21 protein-coding genes are annotated in these 23,199 nt (G+C 55.6%); 12 read left to right on the top strand and 9 right to left on the bottom strand.

Annotated elements, in window-relative coordinates:
• Nucleotides 1-6: 6 nt before the first annotated feature.
• The 3 genes from fes to entF are packed head-to-tail and all read left to right on the top strand — an operon-like array spanning nt 7 to nt 5,360.
• Entirely contained in the window at nt 7-1,224 is a 1,218-nt protein-coding gene (fes, locus tag RYZ59_RS22755; RefSeq protein ID WP_318050846.1) for an enterochelin esterase, read from the top strand.
• 30 nt (nt 1,225-1,254) lie between these two features.
• Nucleotides 1,255-1,473, top strand: coding sequence for an MbtH family protein (locus RYZ59_RS22750; protein WP_061067489.1), 219 nt, complete (start codon nt 1,255-1,257; stop codon nt 1,471-1,473).
• Complete coding sequence (gene entF, locus RYZ59_RS22745; RefSeq protein ID WP_318050844.1) at nt 1,470-5,360, top strand: enterobactin non-ribosomal peptide synthetase EntF; 3,891 nt, start codon at nt 1,470-1,472, stop codon at nt 5,358-5,360. Before RYZ59_RS22750 ends, entF begins: the two co-directional genes overlap by 4 nt.
• A 33-nt stretch (nt 5,361-5,393) precedes the next feature.
• On the opposite strand, the gene fepC is transcribed toward entF, so the two are convergent.
• Genes fepC through fepD form a run of 3 tightly spaced genes read right to left on the bottom strand, consistent with a single transcriptional unit; the run spans nt 5,394 to nt 8,190 of the window.
• Complete coding sequence (gene fepC, locus RYZ59_RS22740) at nt 5,394-6,197, bottom strand: iron-enterobactin ABC transporter ATP-binding protein (protein ID WP_202039191.1); 804 nt, start codon at nt 6,195-6,197, stop codon at nt 5,394-5,396.
• Nucleotides 6,194-7,186 carry an iron-enterobactin ABC transporter permease gene (fepG, locus tag RYZ59_RS22735; protein ID WP_202039190.1) on the bottom strand — a complete coding sequence of 331 codons (993 nt, stop codon included), beginning with the start codon at nt 7,184-7,186 and terminating at the stop codon, nt 6,194-6,196. Before fepG ends, fepC begins: the two co-directional genes overlap by 4 nt.
• Nucleotides 7,183-8,190 carry a Fe(3+)-siderophore ABC transporter permease gene (fepD, locus tag RYZ59_RS22730; protein ID WP_137384542.1) on the bottom strand — a complete coding sequence of 336 codons (1,008 nt, stop codon included), beginning with the start codon at nt 8,188-8,190 and terminating at the stop codon, nt 7,183-7,185. Before fepD ends, fepG begins: the two co-directional genes overlap by 4 nt.
• Before the next feature lie 109 nt (nt 8,191-8,299).
• On the opposite strand from fepD, the gene entS reads away from it, so the two are divergent.
• Nucleotides 8,300-9,535 (top strand): enterobactin transporter EntS, encoded by a 1,236-nt coding sequence (entS, locus tag RYZ59_RS22725; protein WP_202039188.1) that lies wholly within the window; start codon nt 8,300-8,302, stop codon nt 9,533-9,535.
• A 61-nt stretch (nt 9,536-9,596) separates the two neighbouring features.
• Here the strand turns inward: entS and fepB are convergent, their stop codons facing one another.
• On the bottom strand, nt 9,597-10,553 hold the full coding sequence (gene fepB / locus RYZ59_RS22720; RefSeq protein WP_137384540.1) for a Fe2+-enterobactin ABC transporter substrate-binding protein: 957 nt from the start codon (nt 10,551-10,553) through the stop codon (nt 9,597-9,599).
• Between the two features lie 188 nt (nt 10,554-10,741).
• On the opposite strand from fepB, the gene entC reads away from it, so the two are divergent.
• The 7 genes from entC (at nt 10,742) to RYZ59_RS22685 (ending at nt 18,174) form a co-directional block, all read left to right on the top strand.
• Nucleotides 10,742-11,917 carry an isochorismate synthase EntC gene (entC, locus tag RYZ59_RS22715; RefSeq protein ID WP_318050840.1) on the top strand — a complete coding sequence of 392 codons (1,176 nt, stop codon included), beginning with the start codon at nt 10,742-10,744 and terminating at the stop codon, nt 11,915-11,917.
• Nucleotides 11,918-11,971: 54 nt separating this feature from the next.
• Nucleotides 11,972-13,582: a (2,3-dihydroxybenzoyl)adenylate synthase EntE gene (entE, locus tag RYZ59_RS22710; protein ID WP_318050838.1), complete on the top strand. Its 1,611-nt coding sequence runs from the start codon at nt 11,972-11,974 to the stop codon at nt 13,580-13,582.
• A gap of 13 nt (nt 13,583-13,595) precedes the next feature.
• Nucleotides 13,596-14,456, top strand: a complete 861-nt coding sequence (locus RYZ59_RS22705; protein ID WP_318050836.1) for an isochorismatase — start codon at nt 13,596-13,598, stop codon at nt 14,454-14,456.
• Nucleotides 14,453-15,208 (top strand): 2,3-dihydro-2,3-dihydroxybenzoate dehydrogenase EntA, encoded by a 756-nt coding sequence (entA, locus tag RYZ59_RS22700; protein WP_318050834.1) that lies wholly within the window; start codon nt 14,453-14,455, stop codon nt 15,206-15,208. The genes RYZ59_RS22705 and entA overlap by 4 nt, the downstream gene beginning before the upstream one ends.
• Nucleotides 15,209-15,210: 2 nt before the next feature.
• Nucleotides 15,211-15,624, top strand: a complete 414-nt coding sequence (entH, locus tag RYZ59_RS22695; RefSeq protein WP_137384535.1) for a proofreading thioesterase EntH — start codon at nt 15,211-15,213, stop codon at nt 15,622-15,624.
• Between the two features lie 184 nt (nt 15,625-15,808).
• Nucleotides 15,809-17,914, top strand: a complete 2,106-nt coding sequence (cstA, locus tag RYZ59_RS22690; RefSeq protein ID WP_137384534.1) for a pyruvate/proton symporter CstA — start codon at nt 15,809-15,811, stop codon at nt 17,912-17,914.
• 62 nt (nt 17,915-17,976) lie between these two features.
• Nucleotides 17,977-18,174 (top strand): YbdD/YjiX family protein, encoded by a 198-nt coding sequence (locus RYZ59_RS22685; protein WP_202039182.1) that lies wholly within the window; start codon nt 17,977-17,979, stop codon nt 18,172-18,174.
• Nucleotides 18,175-18,272: 98 nt separating this feature from the next.
• On the opposite strand, the gene RYZ59_RS22680 is transcribed toward RYZ59_RS22685, so the two are convergent.
• On the bottom strand, nt 18,273-19,361 hold the full coding sequence (locus RYZ59_RS22680; protein ID WP_318050831.1) for an oxidoreductase: 1,089 nt from the start codon (nt 19,359-19,361) through the stop codon (nt 18,273-18,275).
• A 132-nt stretch (nt 19,362-19,493) separates the two neighbouring features.
• On the opposite strand from RYZ59_RS22680, the gene RYZ59_RS22675 reads away from it, so the two are divergent.
• Nucleotides 19,494-20,654 (top strand): pyridoxal phosphate-dependent aminotransferase, encoded by a 1,161-nt coding sequence (locus RYZ59_RS22675; protein ID WP_318050829.1) that lies wholly within the window; start codon nt 19,494-19,496, stop codon nt 20,652-20,654.
• Here RYZ59_RS22675 and RYZ59_RS22670 read toward each other — a convergent pair whose 3' ends face one another.
• The 4 genes from RYZ59_RS22670 to RYZ59_RS24875 form a co-directional block, all read right to left on the bottom strand.
• Complete coding sequence (locus RYZ59_RS22670) at nt 20,655-21,272, bottom strand: ParB/RepB/Spo0J family partition protein (protein WP_318050827.1); 618 nt, start codon at nt 21,270-21,272, stop codon at nt 20,655-20,657.
• Entirely contained in the window at nt 21,257-22,480 is a 1,224-nt protein-coding gene (locus RYZ59_RS22665) for a phosphoadenosine phosphosulfate reductase (protein WP_202039178.1), read from the bottom strand. The genes RYZ59_RS22670 and RYZ59_RS22665 overlap by 16 nt, the downstream gene beginning before the upstream one ends.
• Nucleotides 22,481-22,601: 121 nt before the next feature.
• Nucleotides 22,602-23,129 carry a LysR substrate-binding domain-containing protein gene (locus tag RYZ59_RS22660; RefSeq protein WP_318050869.1) on the bottom strand — a complete coding sequence of 176 codons (528 nt, stop codon included), beginning with the start codon at nt 23,127-23,129 and terminating at the stop codon, nt 22,602-22,604.
• Nucleotides 23,130-23,138: 9 nt separating this feature from the next.
• The coding region (locus RYZ59_RS24875; protein ID WP_071528444.1) for an IS1 family transposase at nt 23,139-23,199 on the bottom strand (61 nt) is incomplete at its 5' end.

Below are 23,199 nucleotides of genomic sequence, written 5' to 3'. Positions count from 1 at the left end.
GGGGTTATGACGGTGACGGCGTTAATGATGGGAAGCGAGGCGTGGTGGCAGTCTAAAAATGGCCCGGAATGGGAGCGTGAAGACAACGGCGATTACCGTGTAACGTTCTGGTGGCGCGACCCGCAGGGAAGCGAAAAAGAGTCATCCATTCGCCGGGTGTGGGTCTACATCACGGGCGTTACCGATCATCATCAAAATGCCGTACCCCAGTCGATGCAACGTATTGATGGTACGAATGTTTGGTGCTGGAGCATTTCCCTGAGCGCTAACTGGCGCGGCAGTTACTGTTTTATCCCCTCCGATCGAAACGATATTTTTGCCTCACTGGCACCGGGTGATACGCCCGATCGCGCTGTGCTACGCGAAGGCTGGCGACAACTGTTGCCACAGGCTATTGCGGACCCTCTCAATACTCAAAGCTGGAAAGGGGGCCGGGGGCATGCGGTGTCCGCACTGGAGATGCCAGATGCTCCCGTACAGCCGGGATGGGATCGCCCTGAAAATCCCGACTCGCCCGCCGTATGCCTGCAATGGCACAGTGACCGGTTGGGTAATACGCGCCGGGTATGGGTTTTCACCACCGGTGAAGCCAACCCGGAAGAACGTCCCCTGGCTATTCTGCTGGACGGACAGTTTTGGGCACACAGTATGCCGGTCTGGCCGGCTCTGACCTCACTCACTCATCGTGGCCAGCTTCCTCCCGCGGTATATCTCCTGATTGATGCCATTGACACGCCGCATCGCAGCCATGAATTGCCGTGTAACGCTGATTTTTGGCTGGCAGTTCAGCAGGAATTATTGCCGCGGGTGAAGACCACGACGCCATTCAGCGACGACCCGCAGCGTACGGTGGTTGCCGGGCAAAGTTTTGGCGGCTTGGCTTCTCTGTATGCCGGACTGAACTGGCCGGATCGGTTTGGCTGCGTACTCAGTCAGTCCGGATCTTATTGGTGGCCGCATCGCGGTGGTCATCAGGATGGCGTGATTATTGAACAACTGAAGGCCGGAACGCTAAGCGTTCAGGGTCTACGTATTGTGCTGGAAGCCGGGACCCGCGAGCCGATTATTTTTCGTGCTAATCAGGCGCTATTCGCCCAATTTCCCTCTGCACCACAGTCTATTTTCTGGCGTCAGGTTGAGGGTGGACATGATGCGCTTTGCTGGCGCGGCGGCTTAATGCAAGGGCTGATGACGCTCTGGCAACAGCTCACCGACACGCTTTAACCGGACGATGTTCCACGACAGGAGTTGAGTATGGAATTCAGTAACCCCTTCGATAACCCGCAGGGACAGTTTTACATTCTGCAAAACCCACAACGTCAATTCAGCCTCTGGCCTCAGCAGTGCTCACTTCCTGCTGGATGGACGGTTGTGTGTGAACCGCAGTCGCAGGAAGTCTGCCAGCAATGGCTGGATGCGAACTGGACCACGCTGACGCCAGCGAACTATGTCGATGTACAGGAGGCGCAATGACTCAGCGCTTACCCTTAGTTGCGGCCCAGCCAGGGATCTGGATGGCAGAAAAGCTCTCCACATTGCCCTCGGCATGGAGCGTTGCACACTATGTCGAATTAACCGGTGAACTGAATGCGCCACTGCTGGCACAGGCGGTCGTGGCCGGTCTGGAGCATGCGGATACCCTGCGGATGCAGTTCACTGAGGATAACGGTGAAATCTGGCAATGGGTTGATCCTACGCTCACCTTTGCTGAACCTGACATTCTCGATTTACGCGATGAATCCAGTCCGCACGAGGCGGCACGTGCGTTGATGCGGGCGGATCTGCAACAGGATCTGCGCGTTGACGGCGGCAAGCCGCTGGTCTTCCATCTGCTCATTCAAGTGGGAGATAAACGCTGGTACTGGTATCAGCGCTATCATCACTTATTGGTTGATGGCTTTAGTTTCCCGGCTATTACCCGCCAGATTGCTGCAATTTACACAGCGTGGCTGCGCGGTGAATCCACGCCAGCCTCGCCATTTACGCCGTTTGCCGAGGTCGTGGAAGAGTATCAACAGTATCGTCAAAGCGATGCCTGGCAACGTGATAGCGCATTCTGGGCTGAGCAACGCCAACAACTGCCGCCGCCGGCTTCATTATCGAACAAACCGCTGCCGGGACGCTCAGCCAGCGCGGATATTATTCGCATGAAGTTAACGGCGCCTGAAGGTTCATTCCGCCAGCTTGCGTCGCGTATGCCAGAGGTTCAGCGTGCGGATCTGGCGCTGGCGCTGGTTGCATTGTGGCTCGGTCGTTTATGCAGCCGAATGGACTATGCCGCCGGGTTTATCTTTATGCGCCGCATGGGCTCAGCGGCGCTTACCGCTACCGGACCAGTGTTAAATGTCCTGCCCTTTGGCGTGAGACTTGATGCAGCAGAAAGTCTCCCTGCGCTTGCGCAACGGCTGGCCGGGCAGATGAAGAAAATGCGCCGACACCAGCGCTATGATGCCGAACAAATTGTCCGTGACAGCGGGCGTGCGGCCGGGGCTGAACCGCTGTTTGGCCCGGTGCTGAACGTGAAGATCTTTGACTATCAGTTGAATATTCCTGGCGTGCAGGCGCAAACCCATACGCTGGCGACGGGGCCGGTTAACGATCTGGAACTGGCGCTGTTCCCGGATGAAAACGGTGGGCTGAGCATTGAAATTCTGGCGAATAAGCAGCGATATGACGCCGCTACGTTGGCACAACATGCTTCGCGTTTAACGGCGCTTATCGCGCAATTTGCCGCAAATCCGGCGCTACGCTGCGGGGATGCGGAGATGCTGCTGGCGTCCGAGCACGAACAGCTGGCGACGATTAACAATACGGCAGTGACGATCCCTTCCACCACATTGAGTGCGCTGGTGGCTGGGCAAGCCAGCAAAACACCGGATGCGCCGGCGCTGGCCGATGCCCGCTATCAGTTTAGCTATCGCGAAATGCGTCAGCAGGTGGTGGCACTGGCAAAACTGCTGCGCGAACGCGGTGTGCGCCCGGGGGACAGCGTGGCGGTTGCCTTACCGCGCTCCGTTTTCCTGACGCTGGCGCTGCACGGTATCGTCGAAGCGGGGGCCGCCTGGTTACCGCTGGATACCGGATATCCGGACGATCGCCTGCGGATGATGCTGGAAGACGCTAAACCTACGTTGCTTATCACCACTGATGAACAACGGGTTCGTTTTAGCGGTATCCCGGGGCTGGAAAGCCTGTGCTACACCGCGCCATTGCCAGAACAAGATGACACACCATTAGCATTATCACGACCAAATCATACGGCCTATATCATCTTCACCTCAGGATCGACGGGCAGACCCAAAGGGGTGATGGTGGGGCAAACCGCCATCGTGAACCGCCTGCTATGGATGCAGAATCACTATCCGCTGACGGCCGACGATGTGGTGGCGCAAAAAACGCCATGCAGTTTTGATGTTTCGGTCTGGGAATTTTTCTGGCCCTTCATTGCCGGTGCAAAACTGGTGATGGCTGAACCAGAGGCACATCGTGACCCGCTGGCGATGCAACAGTTCTTCGCGACGTTTGGGGTGACGACAACGCACTTTGTACCGTCGATGCTGGCGGCGTTTGTGACCTCACTGACGCCCGAAACGGCGCGGGAAAGCTGCTCCACGTTGAAACAGGTGTTTTGTAGCGGAGAAGCGCTGCCGGCAGCCTTGTGCCGCGAATGGGAGCAACTGACCCACGCGCCGCTGCACAATTTGTATGGGCCAACCGAGGCGGCGGTAGATGTCAGCTGGTATCCAGCCTGGGGTGAGGAACTCGCTGCCGTGACCGGCAACAGCGTACCCATCGGCTATCCGGTCTGGAATACCGGTTTGCGGATCCTCGATGCCATGATGCGTCCAGTGCCCATTGGTGTCGCCGGCGACCTGTACCTGACGGGGCTCCAACTGGCGCAGGGATATCTCGGCCGACCAGATCTGACGGCGAGCCGTTTTATTGCCGATCCCTTTAGCCCTGGCGAACGTATGTACCGTACCGGAGACGTGGCGCGCTGGCTGGAAAATGGTGCGGTGGAATATCTTGGGCGCAGTGATGACCAGCTAAAAATCCGTGGGCAGCGTATTGAACTGGGCGAGATTGATCGGGTGATGCAGCAGTTGCCAGATGTTGAGCATGCTGTTGCCCATGCCTGCGTATTCAATCAGGCGGTAGCGACAGGCGGCGATGCGCGCCAGTTAGTGGGCTATCTGGTGTCACAATCGGGCTTACCGCTGGATATTCCGGCATTGCGCGAGAGTCTGCGCGCAACCCTGCCTGCACATATGGTTCCGACAGTGCTGCTGCAACTGCCGGAGCTCCCGCTCAGCGCCAACGGCAAGCTGGATCGTAAAGCGTTACCGATGCCACAACTGACGTCACGCCAGGAAGGGCGGGCGCCGCGAGCAGGGACTGAAACCACGATTGCTCAGGCGTTCACGGCCTTACTGGGCTGTGAGGTCAATGATGTTGAAGCGGATTTCTTTGCGCTTGGCGGGCATTCTCTGCTGGCGATGAAGCTGGCGGCACAATTGAGCCGCATTTTTGCGCGCCAGGTAACGCCTGGACAGATTATGGTGGCCTCGACCGTCGAACAGCTCAGCGCATTGCTGGATAGCAACGATGACGAGCAGTCGCAACGGCTGGGATTTGAAACGCTGCTGCCGCTGCGTGAAAGCGATGGCCCTGTGCTGTTCTGCTTCCATCCGGCATCGGGTTTCGCCTGGCAGTTTAGCGTGTTGTCACGCTATCTTCCTCCACAGTGGTCAATTATGGGTATCCAGTCACCGCGACCGGATGGCCCGATGCAGACAGCAGAAAACCTGGATGCGGTGTGCGAACAGCACCTGGCAACGTTACTTCGCCAGCAACCTCATGGACCTTATTATCTGATTGGGTACTCGTTGGGCGGTACGCTGGCGCAGGGCATTGCTGCCCGATTACACGCGCGCGGAGAAACGGTCGCGTTTCTTGGCCTGCTGGATACCTGGCCGCCGGAAACGCAAAATTGGTCGGAAAAAGAGGCCAATGGACTCGACCCGGAAGTGTTGGCGGAAATTGATCGTGAGCGGGAGGCGTTTCTGACGGCTCAGCAGGGCAATGCGTCCGACGCATTGTTTAGCGCCATCGAAGGTAACTATGCCGATGCGGTTCGACTGCTGAGTACGGCACATAGCGTACCGTTTGCGGGACACGCGACGCTGTTTGTTGCTGAACGCACGTTACCGCCGGGAGTCAGCCCGGAACGCAGTTGGTCACCGTGGATTTCCAGTCTGGATGTTTATCGCCAGGACTGCGCGCACGTCGATATCATTACGCCGAAGGCTTTCGAGAAGATTGGGCCAGTCATGCGTGACGTGCTCAAAGATATCCAATAAATGGACTCGCCACCTCTGCGGAGGTGGCGCGATTTACCTGTTTGCTGTACGTCCTAGCGGGACCACTAACGGCGTTCCGGCAACCGGATCGTCGATAATCATACACCGCAGCCCATAGATTTTTTCAATGAGCTCTGCCGTGACAATCTCTTTCGGCGCACCCTCGGCAACGATCTTTCCATCACGAAGTGCAATCAGATGGGTGGCATAGCGACATGCCTGATTCAGGTCGTGCAGAACGGCGGCCAGCGTGTAACCTTTCTCCCGGTTTAGCTCACTCAGCAGCTCCAGCAGATCAATCTGATGGCTGATATCCAGCCAGGTGGTCGGTTCGTCGAGCAGCATAATCGACGTTTCTTGTGCCAGCACCATCGCTATCCACGCGCGTTGGCGTTGACCGCCGGAGAGGGTATCCACACTTTGCGCCGCCAGATGCGTGATCCCCGTGGCCTGCATCGCATGGGTTACCGCGGTTTCATCTTCTTTACGCCAGCGTGTAAATAAAGGTTGATGTGGGTAACGCCCACGAGCAACCAGCTCCTGCACGGTAATATCGCCCGGCGTGGTGGCATTTTGCGCCAGCAGACCAATTCTGCGTGCAACCTCTTTACTGGGGTAATGTTGAATATGTTCACCATCGAGCCAGACGTTGCCGTGCGCGGGTGTCATCAGACGACTCAATGTACGCAGCAGCGTGGACTTTCCACAACCGTTGGGTCCAATAATGGCCGTGAAGTGACCATCGGGGATCGAGACATTAAGGTTTTCCGCCACGGTAAATTTGCCATAACCCAGCGTTAACTGGTCGCCACGCAAACGGGCTACTGATTCGGTCATTTTTTGCGGGACTCCTGAATTAACAAGACGATAAGGTAAATACCGCCGAGGCTTACGGTGACAACGCCAACCGGAAGCTGATAAGGCATAAAGAGCTGCTGAGCGCATAAATCGGCCATCAGCAGTAACAGGGCGCCGCACAGCGCCGACTGCGTTAATCCCCAACGAGCCGTGCCGCTAAGCCGGCGCGCGATGTGTGGGGCAACCAGGGCAATAAATGAGATAGGGCCTGCCAGCGCGGTAGCCGCAGCGGTCAACACCACGGCGACCAGCATCATCATCAGACGTGAGCGTTCAACGCTGACACCCAGCGCACAGGCGCTGTCATCACCCATTTCCAGTAAACGCAGGCGGCGTACCAACAGCGCGGCGCACCCCAGCATCACGATAATCAGCGGCGCAGAAGGCCAGGTCTTAGCCCAGGTCAGACCGTTGAGCGATCCGGCGTTCCACAGCCCGGCGGTCAGCGCGGTTTCTAAGGATGCCTTCAGCAGCAGCCAGGTGTTGAAGGCCACCAGCATAGCGCGAATGCCGATCCCGATGATGATCAGTCGGAAGGTGTCGATGCCGTTGCGCCAGGCCAGCGCCCAGACCACCAGCGAAGTCAGGACCCCGCCGAGCATGGCCGCCAGCGCGATAGCGGTAAGATGCTGACCAAATAGCACCATTGCGACCAGTACGCCGCTCCAGGCACCGGTATTGAAACCCATCACGTCCGGACTACCCAGCGGGTTGCGCATCAATGACTGGAATATCGCGCCGCTAACGCCCAGCGCCGCGCCAATCAGCAGCGCCATCAACACGCGTGGTAATCGCCACTCGGTCACTACCAGCGTAATGCTACGCGGTGCATCACCGAGCAGGGCGGCAATAATTTGCTGGGTCTCGAGCATAACGGCACCGCTGCGCAGGCTCCACAATCCAACGGCCAGGCAACCGACGACCAGCAGCAGACAACTGATAATCAGGCGACGGGATAGATGCATCATGCGCCACCTCCGCGCTGTTTGCGGCGTACCAGGAAGATGAGAACCGGCGCACCGATAAACGCGCTGACGACCGAGACGCGCAGTTCGCCGGGCACAATCAGACGACCGATGATATCGGCAATCAGCAGCAGAGAAGGGGTGGCCAGCAGGGTGACGGGCAGCGACCAGCGATGATCTGCGCCCACCAGCCAGCGTGCCATATGCGGCATCATCAGGCCGATAAAGGCGATAGGGCCGACGATGGCGGTCGCACTTCCGCACAGTACGGTAATCACCAACAGGCCGATAAACTGGGTACGCGCAACTTTGCTGCCCAGCGCCGTTGCGGTGTCACTTCCCAGACTGAGGCTATTCAGACCACGGCTAAGAAACAGCGCGACAGCGCCGGCAATCAGGACCGGGATCAGCACGACTTTCAGGGTCTGCAGGCTGCGGATATCCAGTGAACCGGCTTGCCAGAAACGCAACTGGTCGTAGACATCCGGGTTGAGCAGGGCGATGCCGGTGGATAATCCTTCCAGAACAGCACCCAGCGCAACACCGGCCAATGTCAGGCGTACCGGGCTGAGCTGTCCGCCGCCCTGACTACCGGTAAAAGCCACAATCAGTGAGGCTGCGAGAGCCCCGGAAAAAGCCATTAGCAGTTGTTCTTGCGGGGAGGAAAAGCCAAACAGCGACGCGCCTAAAACAATCGCGAAGCTGGCCCCGGAATTGACGCCAAGAATACCCGGATCGGCCAGCGGGTTACGGGTGAGCGTTTGCATCAGCGCACCCGCCAGGCCCAGCGCACCCCCTGCGAGGAGCCCTGCCAGCGTACGCGGGAGTCGCGCGTCCAGCACGATGGTGCAATCGGCGCTTTGACAACTGCCGGTGAGTGCATCAAATACCACGGAGGCGGGCAGCGACTTTGCGCCAATAACCAGACTTAATGCCGTGGTGAGAACAAGGAGTAACAACAGTCCGGGCACGGCGAAGGCACGTGTCGCGGAAACAGAGCATGACATATCAACTTCCCTGATAATGATAGTAATTATCGTTATCGATCTTATTTGGATATGTTAGCATGTGCAGCCATTGAATGGATATTGAAAAAGTACCTGGTAAGGCTCTGTAATGAATCGACAATCCTGGCTGCTTAATCTCAGCCTGTTAAAGACCCATCCTGCATTTCGCGCTGTTTTCCTCGCCCGTTTTATTTCCATTGTCTCTCTGGGGCTATTGGGGGTTGCGGTTCCGGTACAGATCCAGATGATGACCCAGTCGACCTGGCAGGTGGGTTTGTCGGTTACGCTGACCGGGAGCGCCATGTTTATTGGTCTGATGGTGGGTGGCGTACTGGCCGATCGCTATGAGCGCAAAAAGGTGATCCTGCTGGCCCGCGGAACCTGTGGTATCGGTTTTATTGGCCTGTGCCTGAACGCGCTGCTGCCCGAACCGTCGTTGCTGGCTATCTATGTTCTGGGTTTATGGGATGGATTTTTTGCCTCGCTGGGTGTCACTGCGCTGCTGGCGGCGACGCCTGCGTTGGTCGGGCGTGAAAATCTGATGCAAGCCGGGGCGATTACCATGCTGACGGTGCGTCTGGGATCGGTGATTTCGCCAATGCTTGGTGGGGTGCTGCTGGCGACCGGAGGCGTGGTCTGGAACTACGGCCTGGCGGCGGCGGGTACATTCATTACCTTGCTCCCATTGCTGAGCCTTCCCGCGTTGCCGCCTCCGCCACAACCGCGTGAACATCCGTTGACATCGCTGGTGGCGGCGTTCCGTTTTCTGTTCGCCAGCCCGCTGATTGGCGGCATTGCGCTGCTTGGTGGTCTGTTGACCATGGCGAGCGCGGTACGTGTATTGTACCCGGCACTGGCGATTAACTGGCAGATGTCGAGCGCTCAGATTGGGTTACTGTATGCGGCTATTCCCCTGGGCGCGGCCATCGGGGCTTTAACCAGCGGGCAACTGGCACACAGCGTGCGTCCTGGTCTGATTATGCTGGCATCAACCGTGGCCTCTTTCCTGGCTATCGGCCTGTTCGGCTTGATGCCAGTCTGGGAGCTGGGCGTTGTTTGTCTGGCGCTGTTCGGCTGGCTGAGTGCGGTCAGTTCTTTGTTGCAGTACACCCTGTTGCAGACGCAGACGCCGGAAGCGATGCTCGGGCGAATTAACGGTTTGTGGACCGCGCAGAACGTAACCGGTGATGCGATTGGCGCGGCGCTGTTAGGGGGGCTGGGGGCGATGATGACGCCTGCGGCCTCGGCAAGCGTCAGTGGGTTTGGGTTGGTGATTGTCGGTCTGTTGCTGCTGCTGTTGTTAAGCGAGCTTCGTCGTTTCCGACAGATACCTGTGAATGCCTGATAGCGTTGTGCGCTACGGTTTGTAAGCCGGATAAGGCGTTAGCTGCATCCGGCGATAGCCATTAAAAGAGCGCCGACAGGCGTTGCAGCAATAGCGTCGCGCTGTAGTAATCCAGGCGGAAGGTTTCCGTGCCCAGCGCATAAACGCGTTTGTTTTGCACAGCAGGCAGATGTGCCAGCAGTGGATTAGCGTAAATCGCCTCGGCATCTTTGCTGTCGCCTGCAAACAGGAACAGCGCTTCACCGTTCAGGCCAGCCGCCAGATTCTCACCGCCAAGCTGGATAATGTCGTGACGTTTACCCTGGCTCTGGCTGGTATGTAGTCCGGCAGGTAGCGGCGCCAGCGTGAAACCGAGCTGTTCCATCAGCTTGCCTTGCGCGGACTCCGGCGTCCACAGGTTGGCGCTGTGCGCGGCTGCGGTATACACCAGCGCGCTGACCGGCTGTGGCGGCAGGGTGATACGTTGCTTTACCGCGAGCAGTTGCTTATCAAACTCAGCAATACGCGCCGCTGCCTGTTGCTCCTGCCCGGTGATTTCGCCTAATTGTGTCAGCAGTGACTGCCAGCTTTTGTCGTCGTAATTAATGATAAGCGTCGGGGCTATGGTGGACAGTTGATCGTACAGCGCAAGCGCGGAATCTCCCCCGGTGGCGCTGACCAGAATCAGGTCCGGCATTTGTGCTGCAACGGCTTCGGCGCTCGGCTCGCCAATATACAGGCGGCTTAGTTTGCGTGCTTTGGCGACGTCGCTCCACTGGCGTAAAAAGCCCTGAGCGTCACCGATACGGTTATTCGGTGTCGTGGCACCGCTGGCAATGATGGGCGCATCAATAGCGAGCAGAGAACCGGTGAGCGTGACGCTGGTGGACACAATGCGCAGTGGCTTATGTTCCAGCGTGTGCGTGCCGCGGCTGTCGGTAACCTGGCGCGGCCAGTCAGCGGCATGGCTTAAAGAAATTCCTGAAATAGCGAGTCCAACCAGTAACAGCGCAGTGCGGTAAAACGCGGAAAATCTCACAAATAAGCTTCCTGTTATCAATGTGGTTAATGCTTCTCATTTTCATTGTTACGCGTCAGGGATGCAAGTCTAAGTCGCACATTGTGTTACCACAAGAGTTGACATACCGGCGCTTTGCTTTTAGGTTAGCGACCGAAAATATAAATGATAATCATTATTAGAGCCTTTATCATTTTATGGAGGATGATATGGACACGTCACTGGCCGAGGAAAAAACGCAGACTATGGCAACTCTCGCTCCCGACAGTTTTTTCTTTATGTCGCCGTATCGTAGTTTTACGACGTCAGGATGCTTCGCCCGCTATGCGGAACCGGCAATTGATGGTGATTCACCAGACAGCCCTTTCCAACAGAAAATGCACGCACTGTTTGCGCAGGCCAAATCGCAGGGCATCGCAAACCCCATTATGGTCGGGGCCATTCCCTTTGACACCCGCCAGCCCTCGTCGCTGTTTATTCCTAAATCATGGCAAAGCTTCTCGCGCACGGCAAAGCAGCAATCAGCACGTTACTTTACTGCCCATCAGTCGCTGAATGTCGTTGAGCGTAAGTCGATTCCTGAGCAGGACTTTTTCGAAGATATGGTCGCCAGAGCAGCGGCGCTGACGGCAACCCCGGAAGTCGACAAAGTGGTGCTGTCTCGTCTGATTGATGTGACCGCCGACGCCAATATCGACAGTGGTGCGCTGCTGGAGCGGCTGATCGCGCAAAACCCGGCAAGCTACAACTTCCATGTGCCCATCGACGATGGCGGTGTACTGATCGGCGCCAGCCCGGAATTGCTGTTACGCAAAGAAGGCGACCATTTCAGTTCGCTGCCGCTGGCGGGATCTGCGCGTCGCCAACCGGACGATGTTCTGGACCGGGAGGCGGGGATCCGTCTGTTAGCTTCCGAGAAGGATCGCCATGAACACGAGCTGGTCACCCAGGCGATGAAAGCGGTTCTGCGCGATCGCAGCAGTGAGCTGCAACTTCCTTCGTCTCCGCAACTGGTCACCACGCCCACACTCTGGCATCTCGGTACCCCGTTTGAAGGTAAAGCCAATGCCCAGGAAAACGCACTGACGCTGGCATGTCTGCTGCATCCAACACCGGCGCTAAGTGGCTTCCCGCATCAGGTTGCTCAGAAACTGATTGCCGAACTGGAGCCGTTCGATCGCGAACTTTTCGGCGGCATTGTTGGCTGGTGTGATTCGCAAGGCAACGGCGAGTGGGTCGTGACGATCCGCTGCGCGAAACTGCTGCGTAATCAGGTACGTTTCTTCGCCGGAGCCGGCATTGTGCCCGCCTCGTCACCGATTGCGGAGTGGCGTGAAACGGGTGCCAAGCTATCCACCATGTTGAATATTTTTGGACTGCATTAAGCGCCTGGTCTACCAGGCTATTCAGGCCTTATCGACAGGCTCTAAGGAGCAATAATGAGTATTCCTTTCACCCGTTGGCCGGAAGAGTTTGCCCGCCGCTACCGTGAAAAAGGCTACTGGCAGGATTTGCCACTGACCGACATTCTGACCCGCCATGCCGATAGCGACCATACGGCGGTGATTGACGGGGAACGCCATCTTAGCTACCGCCAGTTAAACCAGGCGACGGATAATCTGGCCTGTAGCCTGCGTCGCCAGGGGATCAAACCCGGCGAGAGCGCACTGGTGCAGTTAGGCAACGTGGCTGAGCTGTATATCACTTTCTTTGCGCTGCTCAAACTGGGCGTAGCCCCCGTATTGGCACTGTTTAGCCATCAGCGTAACGAACTTAACGCCTACGCAGCGCAAATCAAACCGGTGTTACTGATTGCCGATCGCCAGCATGCGTTATTCAGTGGCGACGATTTTCTGAATACCTTTGTTGCCGAACACAATTCAGTGCGCGTGGTTCAGTTGCTCAATGATGACGGCGAACACAATCTGCAAGCGGCAATAAGCCAACCCGCAACGGCGTTTACCGCGACACCATCACCGGCTGATGAAGTGGCTTACTTCCAGCTTTCCGGCGGCACGACCGGGACGCCAAAGCTGATTCCACGCACCCACAATGATTACTACTACAGCGTGCGCCGTAGTAACGAGATTTGCCATTTTACCACTGAGACCCGCTATTTATGCGCGATCCCGGCCGCGCACAACTACGCCATGAGTTCGCCTGGCGCGCTGGGCGTTTTCCTCGCGGGTGGAAGCGTGGTGCTGGCGGCAGACCCGAGCGCGACGTTGTGCTTTCCGTTGATTGAACAGCATCAGGTAAACGTGACGGCGTTGGTACCGCCAGCGGTGAGTCTGTGGCTGCAGGCAATTCAGGAGTGGGGCAGTAACGCACAACTGGCTTCGCTGAAACTGTTGCAGGTGGGAGGCGCACGGCTTTCGGCTTCGCTTGCCGCTCGCATTCCGGCAGAGATTGGCTGCCAGTTGCAGCAGGTCTTCGGTATGGCGGAAGGGCTGGTGAACTATACCCATCTGGATGACAGCCCGGAGCGCATTATTAATACCCAGGGCCGTCCGATGTGCCCTGACGATGAGGTCTGGGTGGCTGATGCTGACGGGAATCCTTTACCACAGGGTGCGACGGGACGCCTGATGACGCGCGGTCCGTACACCTTCCGGGGTTACTTCAATAGCCCTGAGCATAACGCCAGCGCGTTTGATGCTAACGGATTCTATTGCTCTGGCGATCTGATCGCCATCGATCGGGATGGTTACATCACGGTGCAGGGACGAGAGAAAGATCAGATCAACCGTGGCGGAGAGAAGATCGCCGCAGAAGAGATTGAAAACCTGTTGTTGCGGCACCCAATGGTGATCCATGCCGCATTGGTCAGTATGGACGATGAGCTGATGGGCGAGAAAAGCTGCGCCTGCCTGGTGGTTAAAGAGCCGCTGCGTGCAGTACAGGTCCGTCGTTTTCTGCGCGAACAGGGCGTGGCGGAATTCAAATTGCCGGACCGTGTCGAGTGCGTTGAGTCATTGCCGCTGACCCCGGTCGGCAAAGTGGATAAAAAACAATTACGTCAGTGGCTGGCATCACGTTCACCGGCCTGAAGGAGAAGAAGAAATGGCAATTCCTAAACTGCAGGCTTATGCGCTGCCAACGGCGCTTGATGTTCCGGCAAATAAAGTTGACTGGGCATTTGAACCAGAACGCGCCGCGCTGCTAATCCACGACATGCAGGACTATTTTATCGGCTTTTGGGGCGAGAACTGCCCGATGATGGAACAGGTCGTGGCCAACATCGCCGCGCTACGTCAGTACTGTAAAGCGCATAATATTCCGGTCTATTACACTGCGCAGCCGAAAGAACAAAGCGATGAAGACCGTGCGTTGTTGAACGATATGTGGGGACCGGGCCTGACGCGCTCGCCTGAACAGCAAAAAATCGTCGCTGCGCTGGCGCCGGATGAAGCGGATACCATTCTGGTTAAATGGCGTTACAGCGCGTTTCATCGTTCGCCGCTGGAGCAGATGCTAAGAGACACCGGGCGTAACCAGCTGATCATCACCGGCGTGTATGCGCATATTGGCTGCATGACCACCGCGACTGATGCCTTCATGCGTGATATTAAGCCGTTTATGGTCGCAGATGCGTTGGCAGATTTTAGCCGTGATGAACACCTGATGTCGCTGAAATACGTGGCGGGACGTTCCGGTCGCGTGGTGATGACTCAGGAGTTACTGCCGACACCTGTTCCGGACAGCAAAGATGCGCTGCGCGGCGTGATTCTGCCGCTGCTCGATGAGTCTGAAGAGCCAATGGATGACGAAAACTTGATCGACTACGGTCTGGACTCAGTACGTATGATGGCGCTGGCGGCCCGTTGGCGGAAAGTGCATGGCGATATCGACTTTGTGATGCTGGCGAAAAACCCAACGATTGACGCCTGGTGGAAACTGCTCTCCCGCGAGGTGACGTCATGACCGGTTTTGATTTCACCGGTAAAACGGTCTGGGTTACCGGGGCGGGAAAAGGGATTGGTTACACTACGGCACTGGCGTTTGTTGACGCGGGTGCGCAGGTGACCGGCTTCGATCTGGCGTTTGACGGTGAAGAATATCCGTTTGCCACTGAGGTGATGAACGTGGCGGATGCACCGCAGGTGGCGCAGGTGTGCGAGCGCTTGCTGGCGAACACCGAGCGGCTGGACGTGCTGGTCAATGCCGCCGGGATTTTGCGTATGGGGCCAACCGATGCGCTGAGCGTTGAGGACTGGCAGCAGACCTTCGCCGTTAACGTGGGCGGTGCGTTCAACCTGTTTCAGCAGACGATGGCGCAGTTTCGTCGTCAGCAGGGGGGGGCGATTGTCACTGTCGCATCCGATGCTGCGCACACGCCGCGAATCGGTATGAGTGCATATGGGGCATCAAAAGCCGCACTGAAAAGTCTTGCACTGACGGTCGGGCTGGAGCTGGCGGGTAGCGGAGTACGCTGTAATGTGGTTTCGCCAGGCTCGACCGACACTGACATGCAGCGCACGCTGTGGGTGAGTGATGACGCGGAACAGCAGCGTATTCGCGGGTTTGGCGAGCAGTATAAGCTTGGTATACCGCTGGGGAAAATCGCCCGTCCCCAGGAAATCGCCAACACTGTCTTATTCCTCGCCTCCGATCTGGCCAGCCATATTACGTTGCAGGACATTGTGGTCGATGGCGGTTCGACACTGGGAGCATGACGGTGATCTGGAAACGACATTTAACGCTTGATGAACTGAATGCCACCAGCCAGAACACGCTGGTGGCGCATTTAGACATTGTCTATACCCGACTGGGAGACGATGTGCTGGAAGCCGAAATGCCGGTGGATAGCCGCACGCATCAGCCGTTTGGCCTGTTACACGGTGGGGCGTCAGCGGCGCTGGCCGAAACGTTGGGGTCAATGGCGGGTTATCTGATGACCCGTGACGGGCAGTGCGTGGTGGGAACCGAGTTGAACGCCACGCATCACCGCGCGGTATCGCAGGGGAAAGTGCGCGGCGTGTGCCAGCCGTTGCATCTCGGGCGACAGAATCAAAGCTGGGAAATCGTCATCTTTGATGAGCAGGGGCGGCGCTGCTGCACCTGCCGTTTAGGCACGGCGGTGATGGGGTGAAGTCACCCGGCAAAGTAAAATGAAATTGCAGGGGTAACAGGTAAATGAAGTGATCTAGTTAACAATGCAATGTAAATACTCAGTGATACTTCGGGTTTGCATGGTTGTCAGGTTGTTAAATCCAGAAAAGGTGTTATAGAAACAAAATGTAACATCTCTCTGGATCAGACAACGGATAACAACTATGAACAAATCAGGGAAGTACCTCGTCTGGACATTGCTCTCCGTGATAGGAGCATTTGCCCTCGGCTATATTGCGTTAAACCGTGGTGAGCAGATCAACGCGTTGTGGATAGTCGTCGCGTCGGTCTGTGTCTACCTTATTGCCTACCGTTTCTATGGCCTGTACATCGCGAAAAATGTGCTGGCGCTGGACCCGACGCGTATGACGCCAGCCGTGCGCCATAACGACGGGCTCGATTACGTTCCTACCGATAAAAAAGTACTGTTTGGCCACCATTTTGCAGCAATTGCCGGAGCGGGTCCGTTAGTTGGACCGGTGCTGGCGGCGCAAATGGGCTATCTGCCCGGGATGATCTGGCTGCTCGCCGGGGTAGTGCTGGCCGGCGCGGTGCAGGACTTTATGGTGCTATTTGTTTCTACCCGTCGCGATGGTCGTTCCCTTGGCGAACTGGTGAAAGAAGAGATGGGCCCTACAGCCGGTGTGATTGCGCTGGTGGCCTGTTTTATGATCATGGTGATAATCCTTGCCGTGTTGGCAATGATCGTCGTGAAAGCGCTGACGCACAGCCCGTGGGGAACCTATACCGTCGCATTCACCATCCCGCTGGCGATCTTTATGGGGATTTACCTGCGCTATCTGCGTCCGGGGCGTATTGGCGAAGTGTCAGTCATCGGTCTGGTGTTCCTGGTATTTGCCATTATTTCCGGCGGCTGGGTTGCGGCAAGCCCGACCTGGGCACCGTATTTTGACTTTACCGGTGTACAGCTGACGTGGATGCTGGTGGGCTACGGTTTCGTGGCTGCCGTGTTGCCGGTATGGCTGCTGCTGGCGCCGCGAGACTACCTCTCGACCTTCCTGAAGATTGGTACCATTGTCGGTCTGGCGGTGGGTATTCTGATCATGCGTCCCACGCTGACGATGCCTGCGTTGACCAAATTCGTTGACGGTACCGGTCCGGTTTGGACGGGTAACCTGTTCCCGTTCCTGTTTATTACCATTGCCTGTGGTGCGGTATCTGGCTTCCATGCGCTGATTGCCTCCGGTACCACGCCGAAGATGCTGGCGAATGAGGGGCAGGCCTGTTTTATCGGCTACGGCGGGATGCTGATGGAGTCCTTTGTCGCCATAATGGCGCTGGTCTCCGCATGTATCATCGATCCGGGCGTGTATTTTGCGATGAACAGCCCGATGGCGGTGCTGGCCCCTGCGGGTACGGTGGATGTGGTCGCTTCTGCGGCGCAGGTCGTTAGCAGTTGGGGCTTTGCGATTACCCCGGACACCTTGCACCAAATTGCCAATGAAGTGGGTGAGCAATCCATTATTTCCCGCGCAGGCGGAGCGCCGACGCTGGCCGTGGGGATGGCTTACATTCTGCACGGTGCGCTGGGCGGCATGATGGATGTGGCGTTCTGGTATCACTTCGCCATTCTGTTTGAAGCTCTGTTCATCCTGACGGCGGTTGATGCGGGTACCCGTGCCGCACGCTTTATGTTGCAGGATCTGCTGGGCGTTGTGTCTCCGAGCCTGAAACGGACCGACTCGCTTCCGGCAAACCTGCTGGCAACCGCGTTGTGCGTACTGGCCTGGGGTTACTTCCTGCACCAGGGCGTGGTTGATCCGTTAGGCGGTATTAACACCCTGTGGCCGCTGTTTGGTATCGCCAACCAGATGCTGGCCGGTATGGCGTTGATGTTGTGTGCGGTCGTCCTGTTCAAGATGAAACGTCAGCGCTACGCATGGGTAGCGCTGGTGCCAACCGCCTGGCTGCTGATTTGTACGCTGACCGCGGGCTGGCAGAAAGCGTTTAGTCCGGATGCGAAAATCGGCTTCCTGGCTATCGCTAACAAGTTCCAGGCGATGATCGACAGCGGTAACATTCCGGCACAGTACACTCAGTCGCAGCTGACGCAACTGGTATTTAACAACCGTCTTGATGCTGGCTTGACCATCTTCTTCATGGTGGTCGTGGTAGTACTGGGTCTGTTCTCCATTAAAACTGCGCTGGCCGCGTTGAAAGAGGACAAACCAACGTCGAAAGAAACACCGTACGAACCGATGCCCGAGAATGTTGAAGAGATTGTGGCGCAGGCGAAAGGCGCGCACTAATATTCTCTTAACGAAAAGCCCTCTCCTTAATGGGGAGGGCGTTTGTACGACAGGGACTCACTATGTTTGAAACACTCGCTAAAGCTGGGAAGTATTTAGGGCAAACTGCCCGATTGATGATTGGTGTGCCGGATTATGACAACTATGTTGAGCATATGCGTGTTACGCACCCGGACCAGGTGCCGATGACTTATGAAGAATTTTTCCGCGAGCGCCAGGATGCGCGCTATGGGGGGAAAGGCGGCGCGAAGTGCTGTTGAATTTTTGCCGGATGGCGCTGACGCTTATCCGGCCTACAACATTGCATTAGCCGTAGGCCTGATAAGGCGAAGCCGCCATCAGGCAACCTGCACCATAGTCACACCGTAAACGTCTCTACCTTCTCAAATGCCGCACGCAGTGTTTCCGGTGTTAGCTTCACCGGCAGCGCGTGAATGGACTCCACCGGGCGCAGAGTGTGCGCGATCACCTTATCGATTTCGGCGCGGTTTTGGATGTCCACGTCCAGTTGAGCCAGCCGGGTTGGCAAATTGAAGCGCTGATAAGCAGTAATTAACTGCGTTAGCACATCATCTTGTCCCAACAGTGCACACTGTACCAGTATGCCGTACGCCACTTTGGTGCCATGGAGAAACGTCTCCGTTTGCGGCAGGACGGTCAGGCCATTATGCACCGAGTGTGCCGCCGCTACGCGGGTGTAGCGCTCGCCCAGACCACCAACCATGCCGCCTCCGGCAATAATCGCATCTACCACATCGCAAAACGTGCGGCTTAGCGTGCCCTGTTGTTTGTCTGCCAGCGCCTGCTCGCTGCTCTGAAGGAGAACATCGCGGACAGCCAGTGCGCCGTTGATGCCCAGACGTACGGTCAGCGGCAAGGTTTCAGGCTGCGGGGCGAGCACAACCGCTTCGTACCATTTCGCCAACGTGTCCCCGATACCGGCCAGCAAATACGCGTCTGGCGCATTAAGCACGATCTCCGGCTCTACCAGCACCAAAAAATTGGCATCATCGAAAATTTCGAAATGCAGTGCCTGACCTGCATCGTTGTACCACACGGAGAGCGGCGTCCAGGCCGCACAGGTGGCGGCAATGGTTGGGATTGCCACAAAGGGTAAACCAAGGCGGCGCGCCAGCGCTTTGGCGGTGTCGAGCAGTGTCCCGCCGCCCACGCCAATAACCACACTACGATCCTCTCCCGACTCTGTTGCCAGTTGAGCAACATCGGTTTCGCTGCAATGTCCCGTAAACAGCAGGCGTTTAGCCTCGGCGAGATGAAAAGCCTCTGGCAGATAAGGGCGGGCTGCATCGATGGCGCGCTCACCATATACCCAGACGGCGCGTGAGAGTTGATCCCTAGTGAAAAAATCGTTGAGTCTCGACAGGCTGCCGGGGTGGGAAAAATAGTTGGCCGGGCCGGTAACGACGCGAATCTCGGTATTACTCATGTTGTGTTGTCCTTTTGACTGTCCTGTCCAGGCAGGTTATTTTTATATAGACGTCTGAACGTCTTGATTGCCAAATACTAGCATCGTGTTATAGTGGCTTCAACCACAACATCACACGCTGGGATAACAATAATGAGTAATAACCCGCTGATTCCGCAAAGCAAACTGCCTAATCTGGGCACTACTATCTTCACGCAAATGAGCGCGCTGGCGCAGCAGCATCAGGCCATTAACCTCTCGCAGGGATTTCCTGATTTTGACGGTCCGCTCTTTTTGCAGGAACGTCTGGCGTATCACGTCGCGCACGGCGCCAACCAGTATGCGCCGATGACGGGCGTGCAGCCGCTGCGCGATGCCATTGCCGACAAAACCGCCGAACTGTATGGCTACAAGCCGGATGCAAACAGTGACGTGACGGTCACGGCAGGGGCGACAGAAGCGCTGTATGCCGCCATTACGGCACTGGTACGGCCTGGCGATGAGGTGATATGTTTTGACCCGAGCTACGACAGCTATGCGCCCGCGATCGAATTATCCGGCGGCGTGGTTAAACGCATTGCGCTGCAACCGCCGTCTTTTCGTGTCGACTGGCAGAAATTTGCTGCGCTAATCAGTAACCGCACCCGGCTGGTAATCTTAAATACGCCGCATAACCCCTCGGCTACGGTATGGCAGAAGGCGGACTTTGAGGCGTTATGGCAGGCCATTAACGGGCATGAGATTTATGTTGTCAGTGACGAAGTCTACGAGCATATCTGTTTTGCCACGCATGGGCATGCCAGCGTACTGGCGCATCCGCAACTAAGGGAGCGCGCAGTTGCCGTTTCATCATTTGGCAAAACCTATCATATGACGGGCTGGAAAGTGGGGTACTGTATTGCGCCACCGGCTATCAGCGCAGAGTTACGTAAGGTCCATCAGTATTTAACCTTCTCGGTCAACACGCCGGCACAACTGGCGCTGGCGGATATGCTGCGCGAAGATCCGACGCACTACCGTGAGCTGCCCGCGTTTTATCAGAGAAAACGTGATGTGCTGGTGAATGCGCTGCGTGACAGTCGGCTGGAGATACTGCCCTGCGAAGGGACGTACTTTTTGCTGATTGATTACCGTGCTGTTTCTGATCTCAACGATGTGGAATTTTGCCAATGGCTGACTAAAGAGGTCGGCGTGGCGGCGATCCCACTGTCCGTTTTCTGCGCCGATCCTTTCCCACATAAGCTGATTCGCCTGTGTTTTGCGAAGCAAGAATCGACGCTGCTGGCAGCGGCAGAACGGCTGGTTGCGCTGTAGCTATTTCACCGTCCAGGCTTTGGAGAAGCGACGGTCGGCAAATAACTCTTGCAGACCGTTGATTTGCTTCAGACGTAAGACTTCGTCGCTATCCATTCCCAGCTCTTTACCGATTTTCTCTTCGCTCCAGCCTAATTGTGATAATTCACGAACGATTTCCGACATGGCATGGATTTGATGCCGCCCACGGGCACGATTGTGGCGGATTGTCGCCGCCATGCGCTCCTGACGCCCGCGTTGTAGGCAGGTAACGGGCAGATAACCTTTCAGGCGTGATTTTAGCGATGATTTGTTTTTGCCGATTTCATGTCGATGGAATCCGTCGACGATTTCATATTCTTCCTGGGCTGATTGAACCACGACGATCGGCTGTGTGAAGCCCTCGGCTTCAATGGATTTCAGCAGCAGCTTTTTCTCCGGCGGCGCAACGTTATTTGGGTTGTAATCATTCGGCGAAATCGCGTTGTTTTTGATCCACAGAACGCAGTCTACCGGTTCTTCACGGAAAGGACTGACGCTATGGATTGCCATCCTGAATTCATTGATTGCTTCAATTCGTTCCTCTTCTGAAAGATCAGAAAGAAAACCGGTGAGTTCCTGAGTTAGTCGTCGTTGCATAAGATCCCCCATTCCTGGCGTTTGGTTTTCATACGTTCGTTATAACGCTGATAGTTTTTCGTTTTTGTGGGACTGAATGAGAGCGCCCGACACCAGTAGTCATTATTCAGCAGTACTTTGCAGATCCGTCTCCATGAGGGGATATCTTTAGAGCCAATATCGCTTTCCTGGGTTTGAGGAATATCATCGATCCCTTTTTTCTTGTACCACTGTAAATAGACGGCGATTTTGTTGCGGTAGTGTTCTGCGGTCTGTTGCGGCATGCTGTCTAATAGCAGCATGGCGTACGCTTGCCAGCTTAAATGCTCCGGTTTTAATATTTTGCGGTGGCCGTAAAAATGGTTGTCATGACCGGCGTATATTCCGCCGCTTTTAACGCCGCTAACCCGGGCGCACATGGCTGCCCATCGCTGTGGCTCAATAACATGATACAGCCACAGACCCTGGCGTTGTTCCGGGCCAAAGGGTTCGCAAATGCGCATATATCGTGTTGGCACGCCGGCCTGGTACATCAGGTTATACAGGGGATTGCATGGCATTTTTGTTTTCGCAAACCATGTCCAGATATCGGCTGTTTTCCAGTCATACAGCGGATAGATATACCAGGTGTGTCCTCCCGGTGCGGCGGTAGTCCACGGTTTGTCATCGGCAAAACGTTGCTTACGTGAATGGGCAATGGCGACAAAACGGTTATATGACTCGTCGGCACGGATGCCCACCATCATTGCCGCAGGGCGTTTTTCAGAAAACCAGTCAGCGAACTCACGAACGAATTGTTCAAAGGTCATGCCGGGTTGGTAGAAATGAAATAAACTGGGATCGGTAATCGCATCTGCTGGTGGTTGCCGCACCCATTGTGTATTGGGTTCCCAGCACTGCCATTCTGGTTGAAATTGTGAGAGAGAATTCTGTGTGGTAAGCGGTATTGCTACCCAATAAAAGCGTTCAATAACGTCAGAATAGCGTTCTCGTAACTCTTCAACATAGTCGATAGTGCAAGAGAACTGGGCTTCCCAGTCAATAAACAATACACTGATTTTTTTATGTAACTGGCGCGCAAGAGTGGCGGTGAGGTGCATCATGAGCCCGGAGTCTTTCCCTCCGGACAGTGAAACGCACACGCGAGGCAGTGTTTCCAAAGTCCAGGTAATGCGTTCCTGAGCGGCTTCCAGCACGCTCTGACTCAGAGGGATTTTGTAAACAGACATAGCAAGTCCATACTGAAAGAATAAAAGAGTAACATCTCTAATGTATACCCTGAATAAGATATGCCAATTTACGCAGCGTGCAACCTTTAAATACATTCACATAACGCATCTAAATTTTTTTTCATTTAGAATGTGAATAGTTATTTGATATGTCGCTTTTCCTGGTTTTTTTGTTTATTTTTGTTATGGAGTCCTCAAAATTTTTGTTGTTAAGTGATGCCCGGTTGTACATTAAAAATAGCTCCATTGATGGAAACTTAATATCTGTTTTGATTTCCTTTAAATTGAATAGTGAAGCATATAATTCAAAGGATATTTTGGGAAGAAAACCAATGATGTCTGTAAGGGATATAACGTTGATAATTGACATGAGTGAATCACTAGAGAACCCGTTTTTACGATTGGCGAGAAAAAAACTTGTTTCCGACTGGTACTCTCTTATACCGGCATCGTCAGAGAGAAGCCGCGAAAACTGTTCTTCCAGTATTTCATTTAACGTGGTGTTTTCATTTATTCTGGGGTGGTTTTTGCAACAGGCCAATACGGTCTCAACTGTCTTGAATGGGGTACATATAATCGAGCGGTTAACGATCGGTGATGTGGTGATGACAACATCCGCTTTACGGTAGGCTAGTAAGTCTTCGGTAATGACTCCAACTTATTGATAGTGTTTTATGTTCAGATAATGCCCGATGACTTTGTCATGCAGCTCCACCGAT

This window comes from Citrobacter sp. HN-141 (assembly GCF_033341895.1).
Classification (GTDB): domain Bacteria; phylum Pseudomonadota; class Gammaproteobacteria; order Enterobacterales; family Enterobacteriaceae; genus Citrobacter.
Note: the sequence above shows the minus strand (reverse complement) of the source record. Positions and strands in the feature narration are given on the sequence as shown.